Source organism: Enterobacter cloacae complex sp. EB5, from assembly GCF_031432835.1.
Taxonomy (GTDB): domain Bacteria; phylum Pseudomonadota; class Gammaproteobacteria; order Enterobacterales; family Enterobacteriaceae; genus Enterobacter; species Enterobacter hormaechei_C.
Genome location: NZ_CP133860.1, coordinates 818599 through 834607, shown reverse-complemented (window position 1 = coordinate 834607; position 16009 = coordinate 818599). Strand labels below are relative to the sequence as shown.

The following is a 16009-nucleotide window of genomic DNA, read 5'->3' as shown; positions in this document are numbered from 1 at the left end:
TTCCACCTCGTTATCCGGGGCAGGGACGCCCCAATCCCTTCGTTGTCGTGTTATAAAATTGTAATAAAAGCTTCTTACACTGGTCGCCACATCCTTACCTCTTGGCCAATGACAGGAAGCCGCTATGGGCAGACCCCTCAAATCCGTATTTAAAAAAGAACATCGCGACGATATCAGTAACCGCAGCGCTAACCCGGTATTCTCCGAGGTGGCAGAGGTGTTCCTCTCCCGCCGCCGTTTTCTCCAGATGGGGGCCGTAGCGGGGGCCGCCGTATCATTCCCGTATCTGATCACACCCGAAAATGCCATTGCCGCGGTATCGAAGCCTTCCGCGCTGGCAAAAGCGGTTTCCCTGGGCTTTACCAGCATCGACGTCTCTACGGAAGACACGGTCAGGGTGCCGGAAGGCTATATTGCCCGCCCGTTCTATCGCTGGGGAGATCCGACGGGGATCAAAGACAACATGCCGGCCTTTAAGCCGGACGCCAGCAATACCACAGACGAACAGGCTGTGCAGGCGGGCATGCACCACGACGGCATGGCGTGGTTTAGCCTGCCGCAGGGGGCGCAAAACCCGGAGCATGGTCTGCTGGCGCTGAACCATGAATACATCGATAACGGGATGCTGTTTACCGACGGTACGGCGAACTGGAGCCTCGACAAAGCCCGCAAGGGGCAGAACGCGATGGGCGTGTCGGTGGTGGAAGTGAAAAAAACGGGCAGCGGCTGGGAGGTGGTGCGTCCGTCTTCCTTCGCCCGGCGTATTACCGTCAATACGCCGATGCAGCTTACCGGCCCGGCGCGGCATCAGGACTTAATGAAAACCGCCGCCGACCCGCAGGGGGAACGCGTGCTGGGCACCATGCAGAACTGCGCCAACGGCCACACGCCGTGGGGCACCTATCTCACCTGCGAGGAGAACTGGTCGGACATTTTTGTGAAAAAAGCCGATCTCAATCCGCTGGAAAAACGCTACGGCATCAGCGACAGCGATGAGTCCTATCGCTGGAACGAGGTGGATGAGCGGTTCAGCGTCGATAAAACCCCTAACGAACCCAACCGTTTCGGCTGGGTGGTGGAGATCGATCCCTACAACCCGACCTCCACCCCGCGTAAGCACACCGCGCTGGGCCGCTTCAAGCATGAGGGGGCCGCCGTCACGCTCGCCGCCGATAATCGCGTGGTGGTCTACATGGGCGACGACCAGAAGTTTGAGTACATCTATAAGTTTGTCTCCGACAAAAAATACGATCCCGCGAACCGGGAAGCCAATATGCAGCTGCTGACGTCCGGCACGCTGTACGTCGCCAGGTTCAACCAGGACGGGAGCGGCGACTGGCTGCCGCTGATCTTCGGGCAAAATGGCCTGGATAAAAGCAACGGTTTTGCAAGCCAGGGCGATCTGCTGATTAAAACCCGCCTGGCGGCCGACGTGGTGGGGGCGACGAAAATGGATCGCCCGGAGTGGATTGCCGTCGATCCGCACGCCAGCGGCAGCGTCTACTGTACGCTCACCAACAACAGCGATCGCGGTAAAGAGGGCAAGGCGCCGGTCGATGCCGCTAACCCGCGCGCCAACAACGTGTTTGGGCACATCATGCACTGGCACGAAGACGGCGCCGATCCTGCCGCCGCACGCTTTAAGTGGGATATTCTGGTTATGGCCGGGCGTACCGACGGCGACGATCCGAAGGCCAAAGGCTCCATGCAGGGCGCGGCATTCGGCAGCCCGGATGGGTTGTCGTTCGATCACCAGGGTGTCCTGTGGATCCAGACCGACGTCTCCTCCAGCACCATCAATAAGAAAGCGTACGAGGGGATGGGCAATAACCAGATGGTCGCCACCATTCCGGGCACCAACGAGTATCGCCGTTTCCTGACCGGGCCGCGCGGGTGCGAAATCACCGGCATTGCGTTTACGCCGGACAACCGCACGCTGTTTATCAATATTCAGCATCCGGGGGAGGGCGGGGATGATATTACCGACCCGGCCAATCCGCGCGCCGTTTCCAACTGGCCAGACGCCAGCCCGAACGGGCGTCCGCGATCGTCAACGGTGGTGATTACCAAAGCGGACGGCGGGATCATCGGGTCGTGACGTTTATCCGCCGGGCGCATGCGCTGGCCCGGCGTTAAGCTTGCTACCACCAGCATGAAGTGTTAAAACGTGCCCCTTCTAAAAAAGAGACAGGGGTAGGGCGTGAAAGACGCGTCATCCGCTTCAGGCCATGGTAGCGCTGAAGCTTCGTCGGATCAGAGTCCGACGCTGCAACGTGGTTTGCAAAATCGACATATTCAGTTAATTGCCCTCGGCGGCGCGATCGGGACCGGGCTGTTTCTCGGCATCGGCCCCGCCATCCAAATGGCTGGCCCGGCGGTTCTGCTGGGTTACGCTCTCGCCGGGATTATCGCCTTCCTGATCATGCGCCAGCTCGGCGAGATGGTCGTTGAAGAGCCGGTGTCCGGCTCCTTCGCACATTTTGCCTATAAATACTGGGGGCCGTTCGCAGGTTTCCTCTCCGGCTGGAACTACTGGGTGATGTTCGTGCTGGTGGGCATGGCAGAGCTGACCGCCGCTGGCATCTATATGCAGTACTGGCTCCCGGACGTGCCGACGTGGATTTGGGCCGCGGCCTTCTTCATCATCATTAACGCCGTTAACGTTGTGAACGTGCGCCTGTATGGCGAGACCGAGTTCTGGTTTGCGCTGATCAAGGTGCTGGCGATTATTGGCATGATCGGCTTTGGCCTGTGGCTGCTGTTCTCCGGTCACGGCGGCGAGCGCGCAAGCATCGACAACCTGTGGCAGCACGGCGGCTTTCTGGCGACCGGCTGGAAAGGGCTGATCCTGTCGCTGGCGGTCATTATGTTCTCCTTCGGCGGGCTGGAGCTGATTGGCATCACCGCGGCTGAAGCGCGCGATCCGCACAAAAGCATTCCGAAAGCGGTCAACCAGGTGGTGTACCGTATCCTGCTGTTCTATATCGGCTCGCTGGTGGTGCTGCTGGCGCTCTACCCGTGGGTGGAAGTGAAATCTGACAGCAGCCCGTTCGTGATGATTTTCCACGATTTAAACAGCAACGTGGTGGCTTCGGCGCTGAACTTCGTCATTCTCGTGGCGTCATTGTCGGTTTACAACAGCGGGGTTTACTCCAACAGCCGCATGCTGTTTGGCCTCTCCGTACAGGGCAACGCGCCGAAGTTCCTCACCCGCGTCAGCCGTCGCGGCGTGCCGATCAATTCGCTGTTCCTTTCTGGCGCTATCACCTCGCTGGTAGTGCTGATTAACTATCTGCTGCCGAAAGAGGCGTTTGGCCTGCTGATGGCGCTGGTTGTCGCCACGCTGCTGCTGAACTGGATCATGATCTGCCTGGCGCACCTGCGCTTCCGCGCGGCAATGCGCCGCAAAGGGCGCGAGACGCAGTTTAAAGCGCTGCTCTATCCGGCGGGGAACTACCTCTGTATCGCCTTCCTCGGCCTGATTCTGGTGCTGATGTGCACCATGGATGAGATGCGCCTGTCAGCGATGCTGCTGCCGGTGTGGGTGGTGTTCCTGTTTATCGCGTTTAAGCTTTCACGAAGGTAAAAGCAAAACGGCAACCTGGTTGCCGTTTTTAGTATTTGCACCCTCTCCCTGTGGGAGAGGGCCGGGGTGAGGGCACCAGACCGCACCACACTGCCCGCCTTAACGCCCGGTGGCGCAGCCGTCACCCGGCACCTCCCCTTCACCTTTATCGTGACCCCTCTCCCAATTCTGTTTCGATCCACAGGATCTTTATTTTGTAATCGATTACTTTTCATTTGAACGCATTTGTAATCGATTACTTTTTCCGGGTGAGGCTTATCATGGTGTCAACTGAGAGTAGTGAAAAGGCGATAGCGCAGCACCGGCTGCTGGTGCCGCGTCTGTCGCTGATGATGTTTCTGCAATTTTTTATCTGGGGTAGCTGGTCGGTCACGCTTGGCCTGGTGATGAGCCAGCACAACATGTCTTTGCTGATTGGCGACGCGTTCTCTGCCGGGCCTATCGCTTCCATTCTCTCGCCGTTCGTGCTCGGGATGCTGGTGGACCGCTTCTTTGCCTCGCAGAAGGTGATGGCGGTGATGCACCTCGCGGGCGCGGCGATCCTCTGGTTCGTGCCGGGGGCGCTGATTGCTGAGAACGGCGCGCTGCTGATTGGCCTGCTGTTTGGCTACACGCTCTGCTATATACCGACGCTGGCGCTGACCAACAACATTGCGTTTCACAGCCTGGCGAACGTGGATAAAACCTTCCCGGTAGTGCGCGTGTTCGGCACCATCGGCTGGATCGCGGCGGGCATTTTCATCGGTGTCACCGGCGTGGCGTCCAGCGTCACCATCTTCCAGGTGGCGGCGATAAGCTCCGTGCTGCTGGCGATCTACAGCCTGACGCTGCCGCACACGCCCGCCCCGGCGAAAGGCCTGCCGGTGAAGGTGCGCGATCTCTTCTGCGCGGATGCCTTTGCGCTGCTCAAAACCCGCCACTTCTTCGTCTTCTCCGTCTGCGCGATGCTGATTTCCGTCCCGCTCGGCACCTACTACGCCTACACCGCCTCGTATCTGGCGGATGCCGGGATTGCCGACGTCAGCACCGCCATGTCCTTCGGGCAGATGTCTGAGATCGTCTTCATGCTGGTTATCCCTCTGCTGTTCCGCCGCCTGGGCGTGAAATATATGCTGCTGATCGGCATGCTGGCATGGTTCGTGCGTTATGCCATGTTCGCGCTGGGCGTCAGCGAGGAGGGGCGCATTCTGCTGTATCTCGGCATTCTGCTCCACGGCGTCTGCTACGATTTCTTCTTTGTCGTCGGCTTTATCTACACCGACCGCGTGGCGGGCGAAAAGGTGAAAGGCCAGGCGCAGAGCATGATCGTGATGTTCACCTACGGCATCGGCATGCTGCTCGGCTCGCAGATTTCCGGCGCGCTCTACAACCGTCTGGTGGCAGGGCAGACCGTGCCGCAGGCGTGGGTCACATTCTGGTGGATCCCGGCGGTGGCTGCCGCGGCGATCGCGCTGATTTTCCTTCTCACGTTTAAGTATGACGATGACAAGGCGTAATGTTCAGGAGGTGGTATGAGGACAATGAAAGGGCCGGGCATTTTTCTGTCGCAGTTTATTGGCGGGGAAGCGCCCTTCAACACGCTCGACGGGCTGGCAGGATGGGCGGCGGGGAAGGGTTACAAAGCGGTGCAGATCCCCTGCAACCATCCGCATATCTTTGATGTGGAGAAAGCCGCAGAGAGTCAGGCCTACTGCGATGAAATCGCGGGCAAGCTGGCCGCGCATGGGCTGGTCATCAGCGAGCTGTCGACCCATCTGGAAGGGCAGCTTGTGGCGGTAAACCCGGTTTACAGCGAGGCGTTTGACCATTTCGCCCCTGCTTTCGTGCGCGGTAACGAGGCGGCGCGTCAGGCGTGGGCGACGGAAAAGCTGAAGCAGGCGGCGGTCGCCTCGGCCCGATTAGGCCTGAAAGCGCATGCCACCTTCTCCGGATCGCTGGCCTGGCCGTTTTTCTATCCGTGGCCGCCGCACAACGAGCAGCGCTTTCAGGAGGCGTTCCAGGCGCTGGCGACCCGCTGGCGGCCGATTCTGGATACCTTCGACGAGCAGGGCGTGGACGTCTGCTTTGAGCTGCATCCGGGGGAAGATCTGCACGACGGCGTCACCTTCGAGCGTTTTCTGGCGCTGGTGGACAACCATCCGCGCTGTAATATTCTCTACGATCCAAGCCATATGCTGCTCCAGCAGATGGACTATCTGGCCTTTATCGACATCTTCCACGCGCGCATTAAAGCGTTCCACGTCAAGGATGCCGAGTTCCGCCCCTGCGGGCGCAGCGGCGTCTACGGCGGCTACCAGCCGTGGATCAACCGCGCCGGACGCTTCCGCTCGCCCGGCGACGGACAGATCGACTTTAAGGGCATTTTCAGCAAGCTGACCCAGTACGACTACGACGGCTGGGCGGTGCTGGAGTGGGAGTGCTGCCTGAAGGATGGCGATGCCGGCGCGAGTGAGGGCAGCGAATTTATCCGCCGTAATATCATCCCGGTTTCCGGACGGGCGTTTGATGATTTCGCCGCAGGGGGCAGCCATGATTAACGTCGGGATTATCGGCAGCGGGTTTATTGGCCCGGCGCATATCGAGGCGCTCAGGCGTCTCGGCTTTGTGCAGGTGGTCGCGCTCTGCGACGGCTCGCTCGTTAAGGCGCAGGAAAAGGCGCACCAGCTCAATGTGCCGCACGCCTGTGCCAGCGTGGAGGAACTGCTCGCGCTCCCTAATCTGCACGCGGTGCACAACTGCACGCCGAACCACCTGCACGCGGAGATTAACTGCCAGATCCTGCGTGCGGGCAAGCACGTGTTTTCCGAAAAGCCGCTGTGCATGACGCCGGACGAGGCGCGCGAGCTGGTGGCGCTGGCGGAGCAGGCGGGCGTGGTGCACGGCGTGAGCTTTGTCTATCGCCAGTTTGCGATGGTGCGCCAGGCGGCGAGCATGATGCGCGCGGGCAGCCTCGGGCGGCTGTTTGCCTCGCACGGCAGCTATTTACAGGACTGGATGCTGCTGGAAACCGACTACAACTGGCGGGTGGATGCCGCGCTCGGCGGCGCGTCGCGGACGGTGGCGGATATCGGCTCCCACTGGTGCGATACGGTACAGTATGTGACCGGCAGGCGCATTACCGGGGTGATGGCTGATTTATCCACCGTCTGGCCAACGCGCAAGGCCAGCGCGGGCGGTCATCAGACCTTCTCCCATGACGAGCAGGCGGAGTATGAAGACAAACCGGTCACCACCGAAGACTTTGGCTCGGTGCTGTTCCGCTTTGACGACGGCAGCAAGGGCAGCTTTAGCGTCTCGCAGGTGAGCGCGGGGCGAAAAAATCGCCTGACCTTTGAAATTAACGGCAGCGAGCAGTCGGTGGCGTGGGATCAGGAAATCCCGCAGCAGCTGTGGATCGGCCATCGCGCCAGGGCAAACCAGATACTCAGCGACGATCCGGGCCTGATGAACCGTGACGTGGCCGACAGCGCCCACTTCCCCGGCGGGCACATTGAAGGCTGGCCGGATGCCTTTAAAAATATGATGGGGCAGTTTTACCGTGCCGTGCAGGCGGGCGCGATGCCGGATAATCCGCAGTTTGCCACCTTCCACGATGGCGCCAGTGTGATGTATATCATTGATGCAATTGTGAAAAGTCATCAGCAGCAGCGCTGGGTGCGCGTGGAATACTGACGCATTGCCCGGTTCGCCGGGCAATCAATTTGTGGTAGCCTGCACAAAACGCTAACCGCAGGATGTATCGTCGCTATGTCAATTCAGAAAATCGCTCAACTGGCCGGGGTATCCGTGGCAACGGTCTCCCGCGTACTGAATAACAGCGATACCGTGAAGGCGAAAAACCGCGAGCGCGTTTTGCAGGCGATCCAGGAGAGTAACTACCAGCCCAATCTGCTGGCGCGTCAGCTGCGCACTGCCCGCAGCTATATGATCCTGGTGATGGTCTCGAACATCGCCAACCCGTTCTGTGCCGAAGTGGTGAAGGGCATCGAAGCCGAGGCGGAAAAGAACGGCTATCGCATTCTGCTGTGCAACTCCGGCTCGGATATTGAGCGCTCCCGCTCGGGCTTAAGCCTGCTCTCCGGTAAAATCGTCGACGGCATTATCACCATGGATGCATTCTCGAAACTGCCGGAGCTGGCCGCGCTGATTGGCAACGCGCCGTGGGTGCAGTGCGCTGAATACGCCGATGCGGGCGCGGTCTCCTGCGTGGGGATTAATGATGTTGATGCCTCCCAGCACGTTGTCAGCCAGCTTGCCGACGGGGGCCGCAAACGCATTGCGTTGATCAACCACGACCTCAGCTACAAATATGCCCGTCTGCGCGAGCGCGGCTATAAGAGCGTCATACACCTGCGGGATCTGGACTATCAGGCGGTGGAGTACGCCAGCGAACTCAGCTCCGGTGCGGGCATGGCGGCGATGCAAAACCTGTTAAAAGCAAACCCGCCGGATGCGGTATTTGCCGTTTCCGATACGCTGGCGGCGGGGGCGCTGCGCGCCATTCAGCAGGCAGGGCTGCGGGTGCCAGAAGATATCGCGGTGGTCGGCTTTGACGGCACCGAGCTGGCGGAGATGATTTCACTCACCACCATTGAACAGCCGTCGCGGGATATCGGGCGCAAGGCGGTCAATCTGCTGTTAAATAAGATCGACAACCCGGATGCGCCCACGGAGAGGGTCATGATGGACTGGCGCTTTATTTCCCGCGCCAGCACCTGATTATCTGGCGATAACGCCAGCCAGCGAGCGAATATCGTTTCCGGTTGGCGACTGGTGAATACGCAGGCCAAATTCATCCACCACCGCGAAAATATGATCGAAGATGTCGGCCTGAATATCTTCGTATTCCGCCCAGATCACCGTGTTGGTAAAGGCATATATTTCAATCGGCAGCCCGTTGGCATCCGGCGCGAGCTGGCGCACCATCAGCGTCATATCTTTACGAATACGCGGGTGGTTACGCAGATATTCATTCAGGTAGGCGCGGAAGGTGCCGATATTAGTCATCTTGCGCAGGTTTAATACCGATTCCCCTTCGCCGTTCTGCTGATTCCACAGGTTAATTTCCTCATGACGCGCGGCCAGATACGGCTTCAGCAGTTTCGCCTGAATCAGCTTCTGCTGCTCCTGCTCGTCGAGGAAATGAATGCTGGTGGTATCGATATTCAGGCTGCGCTTGATGCGGCGACCACCGGAGGCGGACATGCCGCTCCAGTTGATGAACGCATCGGACACCAGCGCCCACGTCGGAATGGTGGTGATGGTGTTATCGAAATTGCGCACTTTCACGGTGGTCAGGCCGATGTCGGTCACCGTGCCGTTGGCGCCGTATTTCGGCATCTCCAGCCAGTCGCCGAGCTTGAGCATGTCGTTGGCGGAGAGCTGAATGCCCGCCACTAAGCCCAGTATCGGGTCTTTAAAGACCAGCATCAGAACGGCAGCCATCGCACCCAGGCCGCTTATCAGAATGGCGGGTGACTGACCGATCAGCAGAGAGATAATCAGTATCCCCACCAGAATGGCGCTCACCAGCTTGATGCCCTGGAATATCCCCTTCAGCGGCAGCTGCGAGGCGGTAGCCATTTTCTGCGACAGATTGAAAATCACGTCCAGCAACGAGAAGAAGGAGAGCAGGGCATAAACCATCACCCACAATTTTGCGCAGGTGGTGAGTAATTCCGCCGCTTCGCTGCCTTTTTGCAGCCACAGAACCGCCTGAACGTTGACGATTATCCCCTGGAGGGTAAACGCCAGACGGTGAAATAACTTGTTCTGCGTAATGATCTGCAACCATAAATGGCTGCTGGCCTGGGCGCGTTTCTCGAATGCGCGCAGCACCACTTTGTGCAGAATAAAATGAACGATAATGGCTGTAAGAAAAATAATACCAAAGATAATCACTAAAGAGGTGGTGTGATTAATTTCAATCCCTAACTCTTCAACCTGAGCAATTAATTCCTGCATAACGTCTCCTGTATTGATGCAGCCCCATAATGGCGGCTGCGGATCTATTATGCAAATTCAGGCAGTTTTATTTTGTCGCCGGACAGGCCTTGACGACCGGTAAACACAGACGATGGCGCATACGCAGCGTGACCAGCGCCAGCACCACCATCATGGCCGTTTCCACCATCAGGAAGACGTTGACCGCCTGGGTGTAATCTCCGTGATGATTTTGCAGCCCGTGCAGCAAAATCGCGCCGAAAATGGCCGGGCCAAGCCCCAGCGCAGCCTGTTGCAGCGTGCTTAAAATCGCGCTCGCGGCCCCTGCGTCGTCAGGCTGAATATCGCGCATCCCGATGCGGTAGAAGCTGTTTACAATCAGCGCCTGCCCGTAACCCACCAGCCCGGTGGCCGGGGCCAGCGTCAGCGCGGTATTCTGCATTCCCCAGTGACGGAACGTGGCGATCAGCGCCACCAGGCCGACAAGCTGAATCGCAAGCCCGGTCAGCAGGATGGCGCTGGTGCTGTAGCGGGCAATCAGGCGTGGGGCGAACCAGGCAGAAATAAAATAGGTGACGCCGAGCGCGATAAAGCTGTTCCCGGACTGCCACGGCGCCATCCCCAGACCGCTTTGCATGGTCAACGCCATACAGAACATGAACCCGGACCAGACGCTGAAAAAGAGTATCCCAATCAGTACGCCAAAGCGGATGCTGCGCAGCTGCAACAGGCGCGGGGCGATGAGCGGGTGGGCATTCTCACGCTCTTTTTTGCGCGCGTTCAGCACCATCAAACAGGCCAGCGGTACAATCGCCAGCAGTGCGGCTTTCAGCGGCCACGACCAGTGCCACTGCGGGCCGAGCGCCATCGGGAACAGCAGACAGCACAGTATTGCCGTCAGCAGGACAGTCCCGGTCCAGTCAATGCGCGACGGCGTGTCGCGGCGGGTTTCCGGCACGTAGCGACGGCTCAGCGCCAGCACCACCAGACAAATCGGCACGTTGATAAAGAAGGCGTTGCGCCAGCCCAGCCCGGCGATGTCCGCCGACACCAGCCAGCCGCCACCCATCTGGCCGACGATAAATGCAATTCCGCCGATACCCCCGAACAGGCTGATCGCTCTGGCGTGTGCCGTTCCTTTTAACGTCACATGCAACGTCGCGAGAATTTGCGGCATGATCAGCGCGGCGCCCGCGCCCTGAATAATGCGCGCGCCAAGTAACTGTTCGATATTGCCCGCCATGCCGCACAGCAGCGAGGCCAGGCCAAAACACGCCACGCCCCACATAAACAGGCGACGGCGGCCAAGGTTATCGCCCAGCTTGCTGCCGGGGGCCAGGCAGACGGCAAAGGCCACGCCGTAGAGGGCGACGATCAGCTCCAGTTCGGTGGCGGTGGCGTGTAATGAATGGGTGATGGAATCCAGCGCCACGTTGGTGATTGAGGTATCAATCAGCGGCAGCATCTGGCCGGTTAACAGCAGTATCAGGCCCGCACGACCCGGTGAAACAACTGACGTATTCATGATGACTCCATTGCGTCAAACAGCGTAGAGTCGTAGCATCAACCATCTGATAAACGGGTACCAGTTCTTGCTTATACTGGTACTGGCACTACCATGCAGGAGATGTTATGGCGCTGATGTCTGAACCTGTCACCTCTCTCCAGGATGACACCCGCAAGCAGCTGGGCGCGTTTTTGCGTGCCCGGCGCGAAAGCCTCGATCCGCAGCGCCTCGGCTTACCGCGCAGCGGCCGCCGCCGCACGCCGGGCCTGCGTCGGGAGGAGGTGGCGATGCTCGCGGATGTCGGCGTGACCTGGTACACCTGGCTGGAGCAGGGCCGGGACGTCAATCCGTCCAGCGCGGTGATGGCCGCCATCGCAAAGGCGCTGCAATGCACCCCGACCGAAGCCCGACATCTTTTTGTGCTCGCCGGTTTGCCGCCGGGTGAAGCCCCGCAGGCGGTGTGCTGCGAGGGGATCAGCGAAGGCACGCGACGCCTGCTGGATACCCTGATGCCGAAACCTGCCAGTATTCAGAAACCGAATTTCGATATCGTGGCGTGGAACGACAGCTTCGGCCACCTGATGGGCGTCGATTTCAACGCCATCCCGCCGGAAGATCGCAACTGTATTTACCTGTTCCTCACCCATCCGGCGTGGCGCGCGCGGCTCGGCAAACGTGACGACGTGCTGCCGATTTTCGTCTCCTACTTCCGCGCGGCCATGGCTGAGCACCGTGGCGACCCGCTCTGGGAAGCGAAGCTGGCGCGTTTTTTTGCGGTGTCCGAAGAGTTCAAAACCCTGTGGCACCAGCGTAACGACGTGCGCGGCGTGGAGAACCAGCTCAAGCTGTTCACCCATCCCGAGCTGGGGGATTTTCATCTCCAGCAGATGTACTGGTACTCCGCCCCGCGAAACGGATCGCGGCTGCTGGTCTATTTACCCGTGGATGAGGCAGGGGAGAGGGCGATGGCGTGGCTGGCGGAGCAGGGGAAGTAAGTTTTTTGCGAGGGGCTTTCAGGGAATCAACGCGTGACTTAGCCTTTAATGCAAATTGCCTCATATGCTAATATCAGGGAGCCTTTTTCTGCCTTCAGGAGTACAGGCGAAGCTGACCGCCAGCTTGATAAATTTCTCGCTAACCCGACGGCGATGGGGATATTTATTAAGAAGACGCAAAAAACGCCCTCTGCTGAACTCCGTCTGGCACTGAAACGACAACAGGAGATGTTGGATGAGCAAAAAGATTATTGACTGGGACGAACTCAGAGCTGAACTGTTAAGCGATTCAGAAGTTCAGGCTTCCTTTGATGCAGAAGAGCGCAAGGAACGCCTGCGGGAGATGCTGGCGCAATGGCGCAATCATGCTGGTCTGACGCGCGCCCAGGTGGCGGAGCGGATGGGCGTCAGCGCACCGACGGTATCACGAATGGAAGCAAATATTACCCGGGCGAGTCTCGATACATTAACGCGTTATGCGCTGGTGTGCGGGGTAAAGCATCCGCAGATAACGCTTTACTGAAAACGGGCACGCCGATAGCCGGCGTGCCAGAAGCGCTTAGCACTCAGTCACAATCGTGCTCAGCGGCAGACGAGACTTCGGCAGCGTGGCGTTAAAATCTTCCACGCTGTGATGCCCGACCGGGACCACCACCAGGCTGGTGAAGCCTTTCTCTTTCAGGCCAAACTCTTCATCGAGGATCGCGGCGTCAAACCCTTCGATGGGTACCGCATCCAGGCCCATCGCGGCCACGCCCAGCAGGAAGTTGCCGACGTTCAGGTAAACCTGCTTCGCCATCCACTGGTCGTCATCTTTCAGATCCACGCGGTGCATGTCGGCAAAATAGCAGCGGCCTTTGTGGTTTGCGGCTTTTGCTTCTGGCGTGGCGAAACGGCCGTCAGCCTCTTCCTGATCGACAACGCGCTCAAGCCAGGCATCGTCCATCGCGGTTTTCGCGCAGAACACCACCACGTGAGAGGCATCCAGCATTTTGCGTTCGTTAAACACATAGGTGCCCGCCGCGGATTTTGCCACGCGCGCTTTACCCTCTTCAGTGCTGGCAACAATAAAGTGCCACGGCTGGGAGTTGGTGCTGGACGGGCTGTATTGCAGCAGCGTTTTGATTTTTTCCGCTTCTTCTGCGGTCAGTTTTTTGGCTGGGTCGAACGCCTTGGTAGAGTGGCGTTTCAGGGCGACAGAAATAATATCCATAACAACTCCTGGTGATGAAATTCGCCCGCGGGCGGGCGTGAAAGGAAAGCAGATTACCGCGCGAAGCGGGAAAAGATAAGTGCGATTCGAGCGCTTATTCTGTTCGTCTGAGACGAACAATCAGGCTGACCGAATCCACTTCTGATCTTTTTTCGGCAGTTTATCAACGACCAGATTCCACGAATCCGTAATCAGGTCGGTGACCAGTTCAGGCGTGATGTCGTCCGTGCCATAAAGGGAGATCCAGTGTTTTTTATTCAGATGGTAACCGGGCTCCACGCCACGGTAGATCTGCTGATTGAGCAGCGATTTTTCCGGATCGGATTTCAGGCTGACGTGGGCCCGACCGTGTGCCGTCGCCATCAGCATAAAAATTTTCCCGCCCACCTTAAACACGTCATACTCCGGGCCAAACGGCCAGCAATGTTCGGTAAAAGGCATCTCCAGCGCGACGCGTCTGGCATGTTCCTGCAAGGATTTACTGTCCATGGTTATCTTCCTCAGCAAGCCCGCGCCACATGGCTTCAAAGCCCAGCGCTTTAAAATCGACGGCACGGGACGGATCGCGCGCGGCAAACTCCATGGTGGTTTCAGCCAGCGATAAGAACATTGCATCACCGAAGGTCTTAAACTCGTCAGACATAAACACCGGGCGGATCGAACGACGACACAGTTCATGCAGCTCCGGGAACATGTCTTTCACCGCCTGCTCGGTTTCGGCGTTTAGCTTTTCACTGACGCCAATCTGGCGGATAGCCGCATGCGCCAGGGGGTTACGAATGCCCCAGTCCACATAGCTGTTCCAGATATTGCGGGTATGCTCTTTTGGCTCGGTGATGGTGCGATCGAGATTCGCCAGCATGGTCTGGCAGAGATCCTGCTTCAGATGCAGGTAGAGGGCATTCAGCAGATCGTCTTTGGTAGCAAAGTAGCGAAACAGTGTCCCTTCAGCGACGCCCGCATTACGGGCAATTAACGCCGTTGAGGCGGCAATACCTGACTGCGCAAACGCAGCCGTTGCTGCTTCCAGTAAGGCCTGTTTTTTATCTTCACTCTTCGGACGTGCCACTAAATTTTTCCTCCCGTCAATTGTAAAAGCCCTGATTGAAACACGAGCCTTGATACGCTGCAACGCGGAATGTCAAAGATCGAAAACCTTCTTGACGGCGTAATCATCCTATCTATAATGAGTGCTTACTCACTCATAATCAAGTATCACCCGCGCAAACCATCGGATGGGGCGCGTAGGCGGGTCAGGAAATGAAAAAGCCTCTATTCATCTGCGTGGTGTTAGTCATGATTATTGCTTCAGCTGCCAGTTTACCGTTTGTACTGAATGCCGGATTTGGCCAGCCACCGCAGGGTGCGCAGCTCTCTGAAGTGGAAGCCTCTCCGCACTATCGCGACGGGCAATTCCATAACACGCTCCCTACGCCGGGCTTTACCGGGCAACAAAATATGCTGGTGGCGTGGTGGCAGTTCCTTACCCGTAAAACCGAAAACGCCCGTCCTGCGCAGCCGCTGCCGCTGGTGAAAACCGATCTGGCGAGCCTGTCGCCTGAACAGGACACACTGGTGTGGCTCGGCCACTCCTCCTGGTATATGCAGCTGGCGGGGAAACGCATCCTGATCGATCCGGTTCTGAGTAGCTACGCCGCACCGTTCTCGTTCCTCAATAAAGCGTTTGTGGGGGAGTACCCGTGGCGTGCGGAGAGCATGCCGGAGATCGACCTGCTGATTATCTCCCACGATCACTATGACCATCTGGATTACGCCACCATCAAGGCGCTGCTGCCGAAGGTTAAGCGCGTGGTCACGCCGCTGGGCGTGGGGTCGCATCTGCGCTACTGGGGGATGAACCCGGAGATAATCGACGAGCGGGACTGGAACCAGTCGGTGCATATCAGCGATGCGCTGACGGTACACGTTCTGCCGGCGCGCCATTTTTCCGGGCGCGGCATTAAGCGTAACCAGACCTTGTGGGGCAGCTTTATGTTTGTCACCCCAGAGCGAAAGGTCTACTACAGCGGTGACTCCGGTTACGGCCCGCACTTCAAGGCTATTGGCGAGCAGTTTGGCGGAGTTGACTTAGCCATCATGGAAAACGGGCAGTACGACCAGGACTGGAAGTACATCCATATGCACCCGGCAGAAACGGCGCAGGCCTCGGCAGATCTCAATGCCAAAGCGGTCGTACCGGGACATAACGGGCGTTTTGTGCTGGCGAAACATACCTGGAACGATCCACTGATCCAGCTGGCGAAAGCCAGTAAGGATAAAAACTACCGGCTGCTGACGCCGGAGCTGGGCGAACCCGTGCGGGTGAGTGATACCACGCAACAATTTCGCGAGTGGTGGGAATAATGTTTAAGCGAGAAGCAGAGGGGGAGAGCAGTATGACGATTTCCGCTCAGGTCATTGATACGATTGTCGAATGGATCGATGACAACCTACACCAGCCGTTACGCATCGAAGAAATTGCCCGCCACGCGGGTTACTCAAAATGGCATTTACAGCGGCTGTTTATGCAGTACAAAGGCGAAAGTCTGGGGCGCTACATCCGCGAACGCAAGCTGCTGATGGCGGCGCGCGATCTGCGTGAGTCAGACGAGCGGGTGTACGACATCTGCCTGCGCTACGGGTTTGACTCGCAGCAGACGTTTACCCGCATCTTTACCCGCACCTTCAACCAGCCGCCCGGTGCGTATCGCAAAGAAAACCACGGTCGGGCGCACTGAAAAACATCCCCTCACCCTAACCCTCTC

The 16009-nt window shown here is 58.3% G+C and carries 16 protein-coding genes; 11 read left to right on the top strand and 5 right to left on the bottom strand.

The features are described 5' to 3' along the window. Window positions 1-124: 124 nt before the first annotated feature. The 6 genes from RHN82_RS04070 (at window position 125) to RHN82_RS04045 (ending at window position 8305) form a co-directional block, all read left to right on the top strand. Entirely contained in the window at window positions 125-2098 is a 1974-nt protein-coding gene (locus RHN82_RS04070) for a PhoX family phosphatase (protein ID WP_047052851.1), read from the top strand. Window positions 2099-2200: 102 nt separating this feature from the next. After that, entirely contained in the window at window positions 2201-3586 is a 1386-nt protein-coding gene (gene pheP / locus RHN82_RS04065; protein ID WP_047052853.1) for a phenylalanine transporter, read from the top strand. A gap of 260 nt (window positions 3587-3846) precedes the next feature. Beyond that, complete coding sequence (locus RHN82_RS04060; protein WP_047052854.1) at window positions 3847-5082, top strand: MFS transporter; 1236 nt, start codon at window positions 3847-3849, stop codon at window positions 5080-5082. Window positions 5083-5097: 15 nt separating this feature from the next. Beyond that, window positions 5098-6123, top strand: a complete 1026-nt coding sequence (locus RHN82_RS04055) for a sugar phosphate isomerase/epimerase (RefSeq protein ID WP_047052856.1) — start codon at window positions 5098-5100, stop codon at window positions 6121-6123. Then, a complete protein-coding gene (locus RHN82_RS04050) occupies window positions 6116-7258 on the top strand; it encodes a Gfo/Idh/MocA family protein (protein WP_047052859.1) in 1143 nt (380 codons plus the stop codon). Before RHN82_RS04055 ends, RHN82_RS04050 begins: the two co-directional genes overlap by 8 nt. A 75-nt stretch (window positions 7259-7333) precedes the next feature. After that, window positions 7334-8305, top strand: coding sequence for a LacI family DNA-binding transcriptional regulator (locus tag RHN82_RS04045; protein WP_047052861.1), 972 nt, complete (start codon window positions 7334-7336; stop codon window positions 8303-8305). On the opposite strand, the gene RHN82_RS04040 is transcribed toward RHN82_RS04045, so the two are convergent. Then, a complete protein-coding gene (locus tag RHN82_RS04040; RefSeq protein WP_022650531.1) occupies window positions 8306-9550 on the bottom strand; it encodes a mechanosensitive ion channel family protein in 1245 nt (414 codons plus the stop codon). Between the two features lie 67 nt (window positions 9551-9617). Beyond that, entirely contained in the window at window positions 9618-11054 is a 1437-nt protein-coding gene (locus tag RHN82_RS04035) for an MFS transporter (RefSeq protein ID WP_039271415.1), read from the bottom strand. Window positions 11055-11161: 107 nt separating this feature from the next. Here RHN82_RS04035 and RHN82_RS04030 point away from each other — a divergent pair, with 107 nt between their 5' ends. From RHN82_RS04030 to RHN82_RS04020, 3 genes are read left to right on the top strand one after another with little or no spacing between them, the layout of a single operon-like run. Beyond that, window positions 11162-12031: a helix-turn-helix transcriptional regulator gene (locus RHN82_RS04030; protein ID WP_017382554.1), complete on the top strand. Its 870-nt coding sequence runs from the start codon at window positions 11162-11164 to the stop codon at window positions 12029-12031. 48 nt (window positions 12032-12079) lie between these two features. Then, window positions 12080-12286, top strand: coding sequence for a hypothetical protein (locus RHN82_RS04025; protein WP_047052864.1), 207 nt, complete (start codon window positions 12080-12082; stop codon window positions 12284-12286). Then, window positions 12267-12554, top strand: coding sequence for a helix-turn-helix transcriptional regulator (locus tag RHN82_RS04020; protein WP_015571209.1), 288 nt, complete (start codon window positions 12267-12269; stop codon window positions 12552-12554). Before RHN82_RS04025 ends, RHN82_RS04020 begins: the two co-directional genes overlap by 20 nt. Before the next feature lie 36 nt (window positions 12555-12590). On the opposite strand, the gene nfsB is transcribed toward RHN82_RS04020, so the two are convergent. From nfsB to RHN82_RS04005, 3 genes are all read right to left on the bottom strand, one after another. Beyond that, window positions 12591-13244, bottom strand: a complete 654-nt coding sequence (gene nfsB, locus RHN82_RS04015; protein WP_003858884.1) for an oxygen-insensitive NAD(P)H nitroreductase — start codon at window positions 13242-13244, stop codon at window positions 12591-12593. Between the two features lie 120 nt (window positions 13245-13364). Then, window positions 13365-13733 (bottom strand): MmcQ/YjbR family DNA-binding protein, encoded by a 369-nt coding sequence (locus RHN82_RS04010; protein ID WP_047052866.1) that lies wholly within the window; start codon window positions 13731-13733, stop codon window positions 13365-13367. Next, the gene (locus RHN82_RS04005) at window positions 13723-14313 is read right to left on the bottom strand and encodes a TetR/AcrR family transcriptional regulator (RefSeq protein WP_003858882.1); all 591 of its coding nucleotides are present in this window, start codon (window positions 14311-14313) and stop codon (window positions 13723-13725) included. Before RHN82_RS04005 ends, RHN82_RS04010 begins: the two co-directional genes overlap by 11 nt. A 191-nt stretch (window positions 14314-14504) precedes the next feature. On the opposite strand from RHN82_RS04005, the gene RHN82_RS04000 reads away from it, so the two are divergent. Next, window positions 14505-15608, top strand: a complete 1104-nt coding sequence (locus tag RHN82_RS04000; RefSeq protein WP_047052868.1) for a RomA family MBL fold metallo-hydrolase — start codon at window positions 14505-14507, stop codon at window positions 15606-15608. 32 nt (window positions 15609-15640) lie between these two features. Next, window positions 15641-15982, top strand: coding sequence for a RamA family antibiotic efflux transcriptional regulator (locus tag RHN82_RS03995; RefSeq protein ID WP_003858880.1), 342 nt, complete (start codon window positions 15641-15643; stop codon window positions 15980-15982). The last annotated feature ends 27 nt before the right edge of the window (window positions 15983-16009 follow it).

Excerpts from the sequence above, each read along its gene's own strand:
- RHN82_RS04070 (WP_047052851.1), top strand. The coding sequence starts at position 125 with ATGGGCAGACCCCTCAAATCCGTATTTAAAAAAGAACATCGCGACGAT.
- RHN82_RS04060 (WP_047052854.1), top strand. The coding sequence starts at position 3,847 with ATGGTGTCAACTGAGAGTAGTGAAAAGGCGATAGCGCAGCACCGGCTG.
- RHN82_RS04055 (WP_047052856.1), top strand. The coding sequence starts at position 5,098 with ATGAGGACAATGAAAGGGCCGGGCATTTTTCTGTCGCAGTTTATTGGC.
- RHN82_RS04050 (WP_047052859.1), top strand. The coding sequence starts at position 6,116 with ATGATTAACGTCGGGATTATCGGCAGCGGGTTTATTGGCCCGGCGCAT.
- RHN82_RS04045 (WP_047052861.1), top strand. The coding sequence starts at position 7,334 with ATGTCAATTCAGAAAATCGCTCAACTGGCCGGGGTATCCGTGGCAACG.
- RHN82_RS04040 (WP_022650531.1), bottom strand. The coding sequence starts at position 9,550 with ATGCAGGAATTAATTGCTCAGGTTGAAGAGTTAGGGATTGAAATTAAT.
- RHN82_RS04035 (WP_039271415.1), bottom strand. The coding sequence starts at position 11,054 with ATGAATACGTCAGTTGTTTCACCGGGTCGTGCGGGCCTGATACTGCTG.
- RHN82_RS04030 (WP_017382554.1), top strand. The coding sequence starts at position 11,162 with ATGGCGCTGATGTCTGAACCTGTCACCTCTCTCCAGGATGACACCCGC.
- RHN82_RS04025 (WP_047052864.1), top strand. The coding sequence starts at position 12,080 with ATGCAAATTGCCTCATATGCTAATATCAGGGAGCCTTTTTCTGCCTTC.
- RHN82_RS04020 (WP_015571209.1), top strand. The coding sequence starts at position 12,267 with ATGAGCAAAAAGATTATTGACTGGGACGAACTCAGAGCTGAACTGTTA.
- nfsB (WP_003858884.1), bottom strand. The coding sequence starts at position 13,244 with ATGGATATTATTTCTGTCGCCCTGAAACGCCACTCTACCAAGGCGTTC.
- RHN82_RS04010 (WP_047052866.1), bottom strand. The coding sequence starts at position 13,733 with ATGGACAGTAAATCCTTGCAGGAACATGCCAGACGCGTCGCGCTGGAG.
- RHN82_RS04000 (WP_047052868.1), top strand. The coding sequence starts at position 14,505 with ATGAAAAAGCCTCTATTCATCTGCGTGGTGTTAGTCATGATTATTGCT.
- RHN82_RS03995 (WP_003858880.1), top strand. The coding sequence starts at position 15,641 with ATGACGATTTCCGCTCAGGTCATTGATACGATTGTCGAATGGATCGAT.